At 70.8% G+C, this 12,425-nt stretch carries 9 protein-coding genes; 5 read left to right on the top strand and 4 right to left on the bottom strand.

Annotation, left to right across the window (positions count from 1 at the left end):
• Positions 1 to 16: 16 nt before the first annotated feature.
• Both rsgA and aroA read right to left on the bottom strand, forming a co-directional pair.
• Positions 17 to 1,060: a ribosome small subunit-dependent GTPase A gene (rsgA, locus tag Q9S71_RS13590; RefSeq protein ID WP_311862881.1), complete on the bottom strand. Its 1,044-nt coding sequence runs from the start codon at positions 1,058 to 1,060 to the stop codon at positions 17 to 19.
• Complete coding sequence (aroA, locus tag Q9S71_RS13585; RefSeq protein ID WP_311862879.1) at positions 1,057 to 2,385, bottom strand: 3-phosphoshikimate 1-carboxyvinyltransferase; 1,329 nt, start codon at positions 2,383 to 2,385, stop codon at positions 1,057 to 1,059. The genes rsgA and aroA overlap by 4 nt, the downstream gene beginning before the upstream one ends.
• A 143-nt stretch (positions 2,386 to 2,528) precedes the next feature.
• Here aroA and Q9S71_RS13580 point away from each other — a divergent pair, with 143 nt between their 5' ends.
• Both Q9S71_RS13580 and Q9S71_RS13575 read left to right on the top strand, forming a co-directional pair.
• Entirely contained in the window at positions 2,529 to 3,182 is a 654-nt protein-coding gene (locus tag Q9S71_RS13580; protein WP_311862878.1) for a sigma-70 family RNA polymerase sigma factor, read from the top strand.
• The gene (locus tag Q9S71_RS13575) at positions 3,179 to 3,424 is read left to right on the top strand and encodes a hypothetical protein (RefSeq protein WP_064001424.1); all 246 of its coding nucleotides are present in this window, start codon (positions 3,179 to 3,181) and stop codon (positions 3,422 to 3,424) included. The genes Q9S71_RS13580 and Q9S71_RS13575 overlap by 4 nt, the downstream gene beginning before the upstream one ends.
• Positions 3,425 to 3,495: 71 nt before the next feature.
• Here the strand turns inward: Q9S71_RS13575 and Q9S71_RS13570 are convergent, their stop codons facing one another.
• Complete coding sequence (locus tag Q9S71_RS13570; protein ID WP_311862876.1) at positions 3,496 to 7,206, bottom strand: multifunctional oxoglutarate decarboxylase/oxoglutarate dehydrogenase thiamine pyrophosphate-binding subunit/dihydrolipoyllysine-residue succinyltransferase subunit; 3,711 nt, start codon at positions 7,204 to 7,206, stop codon at positions 3,496 to 3,498.
• Positions 7,207 to 7,354: 148 nt separating this feature from the next.
• On the opposite strand from Q9S71_RS13570, the gene guaB1 reads away from it, so the two are divergent.
• The 3 genes from guaB1 (at position 7,355) to Q9S71_RS13555 (ending at position 11,318) form a co-directional block, all read left to right on the top strand.
• Complete coding sequence (gene guaB1 / locus Q9S71_RS13565) at positions 7,355 to 8,824, top strand: GMP reductase (protein ID WP_311862875.1); 1,470 nt, start codon at positions 7,355 to 7,357, stop codon at positions 8,822 to 8,824.
• Between the two features lie 116 nt (positions 8,825 to 8,940).
• A complete protein-coding gene (locus Q9S71_RS13560) occupies positions 8,941 to 10,269 on the top strand; it encodes a hemolysin family protein (protein ID WP_064001427.1) in 1,329 nt (442 codons plus the stop codon).
• Complete coding sequence (locus Q9S71_RS13555) at positions 10,266 to 11,318, top strand: hemolysin family protein (RefSeq protein ID WP_311862874.1); 1,053 nt, start codon at positions 10,266 to 10,268, stop codon at positions 11,316 to 11,318. The genes Q9S71_RS13560 and Q9S71_RS13555 overlap by 4 nt, the downstream gene beginning before the upstream one ends.
• A gap of 27 nt (positions 11,319 to 11,345) precedes the next feature.
• On the opposite strand, the gene Q9S71_RS13550 is transcribed toward Q9S71_RS13555, so the two are convergent.
• Positions 11,346 to 12,419 carry an NADH:flavin oxidoreductase/NADH oxidase gene (locus Q9S71_RS13550; RefSeq protein WP_311862873.1) on the bottom strand — a complete coding sequence of 358 codons (1,074 nt, stop codon included), beginning with the start codon at positions 12,417 to 12,419 and terminating at the stop codon, positions 11,346 to 11,348.
• Positions 12,420 to 12,425 lie beyond the last annotated feature (6 nt).

Genomic DNA, 12,425 nt, shown 5'->3' with positions numbered 1-12,425 from the left:
CATTTTAGTCGGCCGCTCAGGTCGTGAAGGTGGCGAGGAGTCGCTGCAACGAGTCCAGTCTCGCAGGACCGCGCTCGCCCAGCCGACCCTCCGCCACGGCCTCGACGATCGCGCAGTCGGGGGCGTCGGGCAGGTGAGTGCACCCCCGCGGGCACTCCTCGGCGACGGCGGCGAGATCGGTGTAGGCGCGGAGGATGTTGGCGGGGTCCACGTGGCCCAGGCCGAACGACCGGACGCCGGGGGTGTCGATCACCCAGCCGCGACCCCGGTCGCCGACGTAGCGGAGCGAGACGGCCGAGCTCGACGTGTGGCGGCCGCGCCCGGTCACCTCGTTGACGTGTCCGGTCGCGCGCGCGGCGTCGGGGACGAGGGCGTTGACGAGGGTCGACTTGCCGACACCGGAATGGCCGACGAACACGGTGGCGTGCCCGGCGAGGCGTTCGCCGATCTCGGCGACCGGCATCGCGCCCGTCCCGCTGGTGAACACCTCCAGGTTGTCGAGGCCCTCGAAGTGCGCGAGGAAGGATGCCGGATCGGCGAGATCGGTCTTGGTGACGACGAGCAGCGGGTGCATGCCGGCATCCAGCGCCGCGATGAGGTAGCGGTCGACGAGGCGCGGCCGGGGTTCGGGGTCGGCGGCGGCCACGACGATGAGCAGCTGATCGGCGTTGGCGACGATGATGCGCTCGACCTGGTCGGTGTCGTCCGCGCTGCGGCGCAGCAGCGAGGTGCGCTCCTCGATGCCGACGATGCGCGCGAGGGTGCCGTCGTCGCCGGAGGTGTCGCCGACGACGCGGGCGCGGTCGCCGTTGACGATCGGCTGCTTGCGGAGTTCGCGGGCGCGTGTCGCGAGGATCTGGCGCTCGTCCGGGCCGTCCTCGTCGATCAGGACCGTGTAGCGGCCGCGGTCCACGCCGAGCACGCGGGCGGTCTGCGCATCCGCGTGCGCGGGGCGGCGCTTGGTGCGGGGGCGGTTGGCCTTGGGATTCGGCCGGACGCGGATGTCGGCCTCGTCGTAGTCGAGGTCGTCGTCGTCGCCGTCGTCGTCGAGCCAGCTCACGCGAGCATGCCCGCCCACAGCTGGGGGAAATCGGGCATCGTCTTGGCCGTCGTCCCGATGTCGTCGACGACCACCCCGGGCACCCGCAGGCCGATGACCGCGCCCGCCGTCGCCATACGGTGGTCGTGGTGGGCGCGCCACACCCCGCCGTGCAGGGGCCTCGGGACGATGTGGATGCCGTCCTCCCGCTCCTCCGCCTCGCCGCCGAGCGCGCGGAGGTTCTCCACGAGGGCCGTGATCCGATCCGTCTCGTGGCCCCGGATGTGACCGATGCCGTGGAAGGTCGTGGGGGCGTCGGCGAACGCGGCGAGCGCGAACAGCGTCGGGGTGAGCTCGCTCGCCGCCGACAGGTCGAGGTCGAGGCCGGCGATGCGGTCGCCCGCGGTGACGGTGAGCGCTCCGGCTCGGCGGGAGACGTGCGCTCCCATGACGGGCAGGATGTCGGCCAGCAGCGCGCCCGGCTGGGTCGAGTGCGCGGGCCAGCCGGGGACCGTCACCGACCCGCCGGTGAGGACGGCGGCGGCGAGGAACGGAGCGGCGTTGGAGAGGTCGGGTTCGATCGCGATCTCCTTGCCGCGCACCGGTCCCGCGGGCACGAGCCACTCGTTCGGGGTGGGGTGCTCGACATGCACCCCGCGGCGGGCGAGTGCCTCGACCGTCATCTCGATGTGGGGGAGGCTCGGCAGGCGCTCGCCGTCGTGGATGAGACGCAGGCCGACGTCGAAGCGCGCCGCGGCCAGGAGCAGTCCGGAGACGAACTGACTGGACTGGCTCGCGTCGATCGTGACCTCGCCGCCGCGGAGGTGCCCGTGGCCGCGCACGTCGAAGGGGAGCGACCAGCTGCCGGCGTCGTCGATGTCCGCCCCGATGTCACGCAGCGCGTGGATCATCGCCCCCATCGGGCGGTGCAGGGCGGTGGGGTGCGCGGTCACGTGCACGTCGCCCACGGCGAGGCCGGCGATCGGGGAGACGAATCGCATGACGGTGCCGGCCTGACCGCAGTCGATCGTCGTGCCGCCGGTGAAGCGGGACGGCGGGGTGACCTCGAGGTCCGGACCGAAGGGGGAGTCGCCGGCGACCGGCTCGACCCTCACGCCGAGGCGACGGAGGGCGTCGATCATGCGCGCGGAGTCGTCCGAGTGGAGCGCGCCGGTCAGCAGGCTCGGTCCGTCGGCGATGGCGGAGAGGACGAGTTCGCGGTTGGTGAGCGACTTCGACCCGGGCACCGTCACGTGCGCGTGGACCGGCTCGCCCGGCGTGGGCGCCGGCCACGACCCGCCGGGGATCTCGTCGGCGGTGGCGGGGGAGGAAGGGGCGTCGCTCATCGCTCCCAGCCTACTGATGACACGGAATCCGTTCACCCGTTCCCGAGCCCTGAGCCGCGGCATCCGCGAACCTGGGAATAGGCCCCGCCCTTCGTCCGTTGACCCCTCTGTCGACACCGTGCATGCCAGGGGAGAGGAGCGCGATGATCGCGACAGCTGATGCGCCCGTGCTCGCCGAAGGGGCCGACGTAGACTGGCCTGCGATGAACGATCAGGCGGTCGACGACCCGCGTACCCAGTTCGAGGAGCAGGCGCTCCCCTTCATGGACCAGCTCTACGCTGCGGCCATGCGGATGACCCGCAACCCGGCCGACGCGTCGGATCTCGTCCAGGAGACCTTCGTGAAGGCGTTCGCCGCGTGGGCGTCGTTCACGCAGGGCACCAACCTCAAGGCGTGGCTGTACCGCATCCTCACGAACACGTACATCAACACGTACCGGAAGAAGCAGCGCGAGCCCTACCAGGGCACGATCGACGACTTGGAGGACTGGCAGCTCGGCGGGGCCGAGTCGACCACGGCGTCGTCGGCGCGATCGGCCGAGGCCGAGGCGATCGACCACATGCCGGCATCCGTCGTGAAGGACGCGTTGCAGTCGCTCCCGGAGGACTTCCGACTGGCCGTGTACCTCGCGGATGTCGAAGGATTCGCGTATCAGGAGATCGCGGACATCATGAAAACCCCCATCGGCACGGTCATGAGCCGTCTGCACCGTGGCAGACGTCAGCTCCGCGACCTGCTGTCCGAATATGCGAAAGAGCGCGGCATCGATGTGCCCGCCACGAGGAGTGCGAAATGACCGACTGCGGTTGCGACAAAGCCCGGCAGGACCTCGAGGAGTACCTGCGCAACGAGATCTGCCACACGCGCCACTCGGACATCACCGAGCACCTGGAGAACTGCGCCGCGTGCCGCGACGAAGCCCTGGTCGCCACCACCCTGACCGCGGTGGTCGCGCGCGCGTGCAAGGAGGCGGCGCCGGAGGACCTGCGCGATCAGGTGCTCGCGCGGCTGCGCGCGGAGCAGGCGACGCACCACTGACCGGACGGCACCCGCTGTCTCACGAAAGAAGAGGCCCCGCCGAAGCGGGGCCTCTTCTTTCGTGAAGGCGCTCAGAAGGTGAGCGCCTTCACCATGATCGCGGCGTGCTCGCGGGCGTGGACCTTCGGCGAGCCGGTCGCTGTGGAGGCGGCCGAGGAACGCGAGATCCGCTTGATCGTGCGGCCGTGGAGGTGCTTGACGACCTCGAGCGCGATGAACGGCCAGGCGCCCTGGTTCTCGGGCTCTTCCTGGACCCAGAACAGCTCGGCGTTCGGGTAGCTGTCGAGCACCGCGTTGAGCTGGTCGATCGGCGCCGGGTAGTACTGCTCCAGGCGGACGAGCGCGACCTTCTCGTTCGGGCTCTTCTCGAGCTCGGCGGCGAGGTCCCAGTGGATCTTGCCGGCGTGCAGCAGCACCCGGGTCACCGCCTCGCGGTCGAGGGAGCGGCTGTCGTCGATCACCGGCTCGAACCGGCCGTCGAGGAAGTCCTCGACGGGGCTCGTGGCGTTGCGCAGGCGCAGCATCGCCTTCGGCGTGAAGACGACGAGCGGCCGGCGCGGGCGGGCGTACGCCTGACGGCGCAGCAGGTGGAAGTACGACGCCGGCGTCGACGGACGTGCGACGGTCATGTTGTCCTGCGCGCACATCTGCAGGTAGCGCTCGATGCGCGCCGACGAGTGGTCGGGTCCCTGGCCCTCGTAGCCGTGGGGGAGCAGGAGCACGACGCCGGACTGCTGGCCCCACTTCTGCTCGGCCGAGGAGATGAACTCGTCGATCACCGACTGGGCGCCGTTGGCGAAGTCGCCGAACTGGGCCTCCCACAGCGTGAGGGTGTCGGCCCGCTCGACCGAGTAGCCGTACTCGAACGCCATCGCGGCGTACTCGCTCAGGAGCGAGTCGTACACGTAGAAACGGCCCTGGTTGTCGCTCAGGTTCGCCAGCGGCAGCCACTCCTGACCGTTCGCACGGTCGTGCATGACGGCGTGACGCGTCACGAACGTGCCGCGTCGGACGTCCTGACCGGCGAGGCGGACGTTCGAGCCCTCGACCAGCAGCGAACCGAACGCGAGCAGCTCGCCGAAGCCCCAGTCGATCTTGCCGTTGCGGCTCATGTCGTGCCGCTTCTCGAGCAGCTGCTGCAGCTTGGTGTGGACCGTGAAGCCCTCGGGCTTGTTGACGAACGCGTCCCCGATGCGCTCGATGACGTCGCGGGCGACCCCGGTGGTCTCGGGCTCGCCGACGGCCGTGTCGGCCGGTTCGTCCGCCGCGACGACCGGCGAGGTACCGGTCTGGGCGGCGTGCGTCTCGGCGAAGGCGATCTCGAGGCGGTTCTGGAAGTCCTGCTTGGCCTTCTCGTACTCCTCCTCGGTGATGTCGCCGCGACCGACGAGCGCCTCGGTGTAGAGCTTGCGCACCGAGCGCTTGGCCTCGATCAGGTTCGTCATGAGCGGCTGCGTCATCGAGGGGTCGTCGCCCTCGTTGTGACCGCGGCGCCGGTAGCAGACGAGGTCGATCACGACATCCCGGTTGAACTCCTGCCGGTAGCGGAAGGCGAGCTCGGCGACGTGGACGACGGCCTCGGGGTCGTCGCCGTTCACGTGGAAGATCGGCGCCTGGATCGTCTTGGCGACGTCGGTCGCGTAGATCGACGTGCGGGCGTCGAGGGGGAGCGTCGTGAAGCCGACCTGGTTGTTGACGACGACGTGCACCGTGCCGCCCGTGCGGTAGCCGCGCAGACGCGACATCTGCAGGGTCTCCATCACGACGCCCTGGCCGGCGAAGGCCGCGTCGCCGTGGACGAGGATCGGCAGCCACGAGAACGAGCCGATGGGGAGGCGGTCCTGCTTGGCGCGGACGATGCCCTCGAGGACGCCGTCGACCGTCTCGAGGTGCGAGGGGTTCGCCGCGAGGTAGACGGGGAGCTCCTCGCCGCCGTCGGCGACGAAGGTGCCCTGGGTGCCGAGGTGGTACTTGACGTCGCCCGAGCCGCTCTTCGAGCCGACGGCGACGGAGCCCTCGAACTCGCGGAAGATCTGGCTGTAGGTCTTGCCGGCGACGTTCGTGAGGACGTTGAGGCGACCGCGGTGGGCCATGGCGATGGCGGCGCCGTCGAGGCCCTCGGCCGCCGCGCCCTGCAGGATCTGGTCGAGCAGTGGCACGAGCGACTCGCCGCCCTCGAGGCTGAACCGCTTCTGGCCGACGAATTTCGTCTGCAGAAAGGTCTCGAACGCCTCGGCCTCGTTGAGCTTGCCGAGCACGCGCAGCTGCTCGTCGTGGCCGGGCTTCTGGTACTTGACCTCGAGGTTGTCCTGGAACCACTTGCGCTGCGTCGGGTCCTGAATGTGCATGTACTCGACGCCGATGGTGCGGCAGTACGAGTCGCGCAGGATGCCCAGGATGTCGCGCAGCTTCATCGTGCGCTTGCCGCCGAAGCCGTTCGTGACGAACTCGCGGTCGAGGTCCCAGAAGGTCAGGCCGTGGTTCTCGATCTCGAGGTCGGGGTGCGTGCGCTGCACGTACTCGAGCGGGTCGATGTCGGCCATCATGTGGCCGCGGACGCGGTAGGAGTTGATGAGCTCCTGTACGCGAGCCGTCTTGTCGACGCGCTCGGCGACGTCGACCTTGATGTCGCTCGACCAGCGGATGGGGGAGTAGGGGATGCGGAGCGCCGCGAAGATGTCGTCGTAGAACCCCTCCTGGCCGATCAGCAGCTGGTGCACGATCTTCAGGAACTCGCCCGAGCCGGCACCCTGGATGACGCGGTGGTCGTAGGTGCTCGTGAGCGTGATGGTCTTGCCGATGCCGAGCTCGCCGAGCGTCTTCTCGCTCGCGCCCTGGAACTCGGCCGGGTAGTCGAGGGCGCCGGCGCCGATGATGCAGCCCTGGCCCTTCATCAGGCGCGGGACGGAGTGGACCGTGCCGATGCCGCCGGGATTGGTCAGCGAGACCGTCGTCCCCTGGAAGTCCGCCGCGGTGAGCTTGTTCTTGCGGGCGCGCTGGACGAGGTCCTCATAAGCGGTGAGGTACTCGCCGAACGTCAGCGTCTCGGCCTGCTTGATGCTCGGCACCATGAGGGCGCGCGTGCCGTCGGGCTTCGGCAGGTCGATCGCGATGCCGAGGTTGATGTGGGCGGGCGCGACGACGGACGGCTTGCCGTCGACCTCGGCGTAGTACACGTTCTGGGTAGGGAAGGCCTTCAGGGCCTGGATGAGCGCCCACCCGATGATGTGGGTGAAGCTCACCTTCCCGCCGCGCGTGCGGGACATGTGGTTGTTGATGACGATGCGGTTGTCGATCATCAGCTTCGCCGGGATCGTTCGCACGCTCGTCGCGGTCGGGACGGTGAGGGACTCGTCCATGTTGGCCGCGAGGGTCTTCGGCAGTCCGCGCAGCGGCGTGACGGTGTCCTCGAGGACGGCCTTGTCGGCGGCGGGTGCGGCCTTAGGAGCCTCGGCCGGGATCGGCTGCGGTGCGGCCGGACGCGCGGTCGTCCGGGCGACGGGCGGGGCGCTCGCCGCGGCGGGACGGTTCTCCGCTGCGGGGGCCGCCGGAGCGGAAGCCGGTGCGGCGGATCCGGCCGGTGCGGATGCCGCCGGTGCGGGTTCCGTCGCGGGTGCGCCGGAAGCTCCGTCGGGGGTGTAGGCCTCGAGGATCGGCCACCACTCCTTGTCCACCGAGTTCTTGTCGCGGCTGTACTGCTCGTACAGCTCCGCGACGAGCCATTCGTTGGCTCCGAACTCCCCGTCGCTCGTAGTTCCCACGCCGGTCGCCTGACTGGACACGGTTCCGCCTGCTTTCGTCGTCGACGTTCGAAATGTGCGGTGCCCGCGCGGCCTCGCGCACAGAGATCAAGGGTATCCCAGGTTCGCGTCCGCCCGACCCGCTCACGCCGCCCGGCGCAGGGGCTCGACGGTCGCCTAGCGTGGGAGTATGCACTTCTCCGGTGAGCGGCCCGCAGGCGACCTGACCTACTCCGACGTGTTCCTCGTCCCGCGACGGTCGGACGTGACGAGTCGCCTCGACGTCGACCTCTCACCCGGCGACGGGACGAGTGCGACGATCCCGCTCGTCGCCTCCAACATGAACTCCGTCACGGGACCGCGCCTCGCGGCGACCCTGGCCCGTCGCGGCGGGCTCGCGGTTCTGCCCCAGGACATGCCGCTGCAGGAGGTCGACGCGGCGATCCGGTGGGTCAAGGACCAGCCGGTGCGCTGGGACACCCCGCTCGTCCTGCCGCCGGAGGCGCTCGTGTCGGAGGCGGCCGCACTCCTGCCTCCGGCCGCGGGGCACGGGATCGTCGTCGCGACGTCGGCGCACGGTGCGGGCGCACCGCGGGTGCACGTCGACGACATCCTCGGCATCGTTCCCGCCGAGCGGCTGGGGACGGCCCTGCCGGACGCGCGGCTCGGCGACCTCGTGCGGGGGCGGGCCGCATCCATCGACGCCGACGACGTGGACACCGCGCGGGCGGCCTTCGACCTCCTGGTCGCGGCGGATGCCGACATCGTCACGGTCCTGCAGCACGGCCACCTCGTGGGCACGCTGTCGCAGCGGACGGCCCTGCGCTCCTCGCTGTACCGTCCGGCGGTCGACGCCGACGGACGCCTCATCGTCGCCGCAGCCGTCGGGATCAACGGCGACGTCGCGGCGAAGGCGCGCGCCCTTGCGGCCGCCGGTGTCGACGCGCTCGTCGTCGACACCGCGCACGGTCACCAGGAAAGCATGATCCGGGCGCTCCGCGCCGTCCACGCCGAGGGGCTCGAGCTGCCCATCGTCGCCGGCAACGTGGTCACCGCCGAGGGGGTCCGCGACCTCGTCGAGGCGGGCGCCACGATCCTGAAGGTCGGGGTCGGCCCGGGCGCCATGTGCACGACCCGCATGATGACGGCCGTCGGCCGTCCGCAGTTCTCCGCGGTGCTCGAGACCGCCGAAGCGGCGACCGCCGCCGGTGCCCACGTCTGGGCGGACGGGGGTGTCCGCTACCCCCGGGACGTCGCCCTGGCCCTGGCGGCGGGCGCGGCATCCGTCATGATCGGCTCGTGGTTCGCCGGCACGATCGAGGCGCCGGGCGAGCTGCGGGTCGACGCCGACGGGCGGGTCTTCAAGGAATCGTGGGGCATGGCGTCGACGAAAGCGGTACAGGGGCGCTTCGGTCGCCTCGACCCGTTCGAGCGTGCCCGGAAGGAGCTGTTCGCCGAAGGCATCTCGTCGTCGCGCATCTACCTCGACCCGCTGCGCCCGAGCGTCGAGGACCTGCTCGACATGATCACCTCGGGTGTGCGTTCGTCGTTCACGTACGCCGGAGCCGCGACGGTCGCCGACTTCCACGAGCGGGCGACGGTCGGTTTCCAGTCGGCGGCCGGATACGAGGAGGGCAAGGCCCTGCCCGTCAGCTGGTGAGCCGGCGCCCCCGGGTGGGGGCGGGCGTGCCGTAGAATCGTCCGCACAATGGACGACCCTCCCAGTAGACCCTCGCCCCACCGACCCTGCTCCCCGATGATCGGGGGTGACGTGTGATGGACTACGTCATGTTGGGCGTGGGGCTGCTCCTGACCGTGGGAACCGGTCTGTTCGTCGCGAGTGAGTTCGCCCTCGTGAACCTCGACCGCGCCGACCTCGAGGCGCGCCGCGCCGCCGGCGAGACCCGTCTGTCGCTGACGATCAACGCGCTGCGGATCACCTCGACGCACCTGTCGAGCGCGCAGCTCGGCATCACGCTGACGACGCTCCTGACCGGTTACACGATGGAACCGGCGCTGTCGAACCTGCTGAACCCGGTCTTCGCCCTCTGGGGCGTGCCGGAGGCGGCATCCCGTCCCATCGCGACCGTCGTGGCGATCACGGTCGCGACCGTCTTCTCGATGATCATCGGCGAGCTCGTCCCGAAGAACTTCGCGCTCGCCGTCCCGCGGCAGACCGCGAAGCTCGTGATCGGGTTCCAGACGGTCTTCACGACGGTCTTCCGCCCCGCCATCCTCCTCCTCAACGGCAGCGCCAACGCGGTGCTGCGTGCCATGGGCGTCGAGCCCAAGGAGGAGCTGTCGGGTGCCCGCACCGCCGAGGAGCTGTCGAGCCTCGTGCGGCGCTCCGCGAGCGCCGGTGTCCTCGAGGAGGACACCGCGTCGCTGCTCGATCGCACGCTGACCTTCTCGCGGCTCACGACCGCCGACGTCATGACGCCCCGGCCGAGCGTCCACGCCGTCGCCGCCGACGACAGCGTCGAGGAGATCGTGCAGCTCGCGCGCCGCACCGGCCACAGCCGGTTCCCCGTCTACGGCGAGTCGATGGACGACATCACCGGCATCGTCCACCTCAAGCAGGCCGTGTCGGTGCCGCGCGAGCGTCGTGCCGACGTCCCCGCCGCCGCGATCGCGCAGGAGCCCCTGCGCGTCCCCGAGGCCGTCCACCTCGACGGCCTCATGTCCGAGTTGCGCTCCCGCGGGTACCAGATGGCGATCGTCGTCGACGAGTACGGCGGCACGGCGGGTGTCGTGACGCTCGAGGATCTCGTCGAGGAGATCGTGGGCGAGGTACTCGACGAGCACGACCGCAGCCGCGCGGGCGTCGTGCGGGCGAAGGGGTCGATCATCTTCCCCGGCGACCTGCGTCCCGACGAGGTGCTCGACCGCACCGGCATCCGCGTCCCCGAGGGCGACGTGTACGACACCGTCGGCGGCTTCATCATGGCCACGCTCGAGCGCATCCCGGCGGTCGGCGATCAGATCACCCTCGAGGACGGGACCATCACCGTGCAGCGGATGGACGGTCGTCGCGTCGACCGCGTCAAGTTCGTGCCCGCTCCCGTGCCGGTCGGCGCCGAGACCGAAGGAGGTGAGCGCCGATGAGCGACTGGGCCGGAATCGCCTGGCTGGTCGTCCTCCTCGTGGCCAACGCCTTCTTCGTCGGCGCGGAGTTCGCCGTCATCTCGGCGCGACGCTCGCAGATCGAGCCCCTCGCCGAGAAGGGGTCCCGCTCGGCGAAGACCGCGCTGTGGGCGATGGAGCACGCCACGCTCATGCTCGCCACGTGCCAGCTCGGCATCACGATCTGCTCGCTGCTGATCCTGAACGTCTCGGAGCCGGCGATCCACCACCTGCTGGCCGTGCCGCTGGAGGCGATCGGGCTGCCGTACGCGGTCGTCGACGTCACCGGGTTCGTCATCGCGCTGCTGGTCGTGTCGTACCTGCACGTCGTGTTCGGCGAGATGGTGCCGAAGAACCTCGCGTTCTCGCTGCCGGACCGCGCCGTCCTGCTGCTCGCCCCGCCGCTCGTGTTCGTCTCGCGGGTCTTCCACCCGATCATCGTCGCGCTCAACTGGATCGCGAACCACGTCGTCCGCCTGTTCCGCGTCGAGCCGAAGGACGAGGCCGCCTCGACCTTCACCCTCGACGAGGTCGCCACGATCGTGAACCAGTCGCGCATCGAGGGTGTGCTCGACGACGCGTCGGGCGCCGTCGCCATGGCGGTCGAGTTCACCGACAAGAAGGCGAAGGATGTCGCGGTCCCGCTCTCGGAGCTCGTCACCCTACCCGAGCACACGACGCCCGACGAGATCGAGCGGGCCGTGGCCCGTCACGGGTTCTCGCGCTACGTGATCGTCGACGACGAGGGGATGCCGCTCGGTTACGTCCACCTCAAGGACGTGCTGCGCGCGGCGGAGGGACCGGATGCCGAGGCGACGGTGGACGCGCCGATCAAGCCGAAGCGCATCCACCACATGATCCCCATCGGCGAGGCCACCGACCTCGAGGACGCGCTCGCGCTCATGCGGCGTTCGAGTCGTCACCTCGCGCAGGTGCGCGATTCGGCGGGGGAGACGACGGCGGTGCTATTCCTCGAGGACATCATCGAGGAGCTCGTCGGCGAGGTGCATGACGCGACGCGGCGCCTCTGAGGTCGCCGGCGACGCGTCGCGGGCGACTCAGCGCCGCCGGGCGCGGAGGTACTGCGGCGGCCACAGCGCCGCAGCCTCCGCGTCGCCGAACTCGTCGGCGGCGCGCAGGGCGAAGTGGGGGTCGCGGAGCCAGCCGCGACCGACCATGACGGCGTCGGCGAGCCCGTCCTGCAGGATCGTCTCGGCCTGCGCGCCGTCGAGGATCTCGCCCACCGCCGTGACGAGGAGTCCGGTGCGCTCGCGCACCGTGGCCGCGAACGGCACCTGGTAGCCGGGACCGGTCGTGATGCGCTGGTGGGCGACGAGCCCGCCGGTGGAGATGTCGATGACGCTCGCGCCCCGCTCACCGACCCAGGCGGCGACGGTCGCCGTCTCTTCGACGCCCCAGCCGCCGTCGGCCCAGTCGGTGGCCGAGAACCGGACGGCGATCACCCGGCTCGGCGCGGCCTCGCGGACGGCGGTGACGACGCGCAGCAGGAGGCGCGCACGGTTCTCGAGCGATCCGCCGTAGGCGTCGGCGCGTTCGTTCGACAGCGGCGAGAGGAACTGGTGCAGCAGGTAGCCGTGGGCGGCGTGGACCTCGAGGAGATCGAACCCGGCCTCGTCGGCGCGGCGGGCGGCCTGCGCGAAGGCGTCGACGAGGGCGTCGATGTCGCCGTCGGTCATCGCGACCGGCTGCGCGTAGCCGTCGAACGCGATCGCCGAGGGGGCCACCGTCGTCCAGCCGCCCTCCGCGGGGGCGACGGAGCCGCGGGCGTCGTCCCACGGCCGGTGGGTCGAGGCCTTGCGGCCCGCGTGCGCGAGCTGCACCCCGGCGAGGGCGCCGCGGGCGTGGATCGCGGCGACGATCGGAGCCCAGGCATCCCGCTGCGCGTCGTTCCAGAGCCCCGCGTCGTGCGGGGTGATCCGCCCCTCGGGGGTGACGGCGGATGCCTCGGCGATGACCACGCCCGCACCGCCGGTCGCGAACTGGGCGAGGTGCACGTGGTGCCAGTCGTTCGGCACACCGTCCACCGCCGAGTACTGGCACATCGGCGAGACCCACAGGCGGTTGCGCGCGGTGGCGCCGGCCAGTTCGAGGGGGCGGAACAGCAGGGTCATGGACGG

The organism is Microbacterium gawkjiense (assembly GCF_031932225.1).
GTDB classification, from domain to species: domain Bacteria; phylum Actinomycetota; class Actinomycetes; order Actinomycetales; family Microbacteriaceae; genus Microbacterium; species Microbacterium gawkjiense.
The sequence above is the reverse complement of the archived record's forward strand: the minus strand, read 5'-3'. Positions and strand labels throughout refer to the sequence as shown.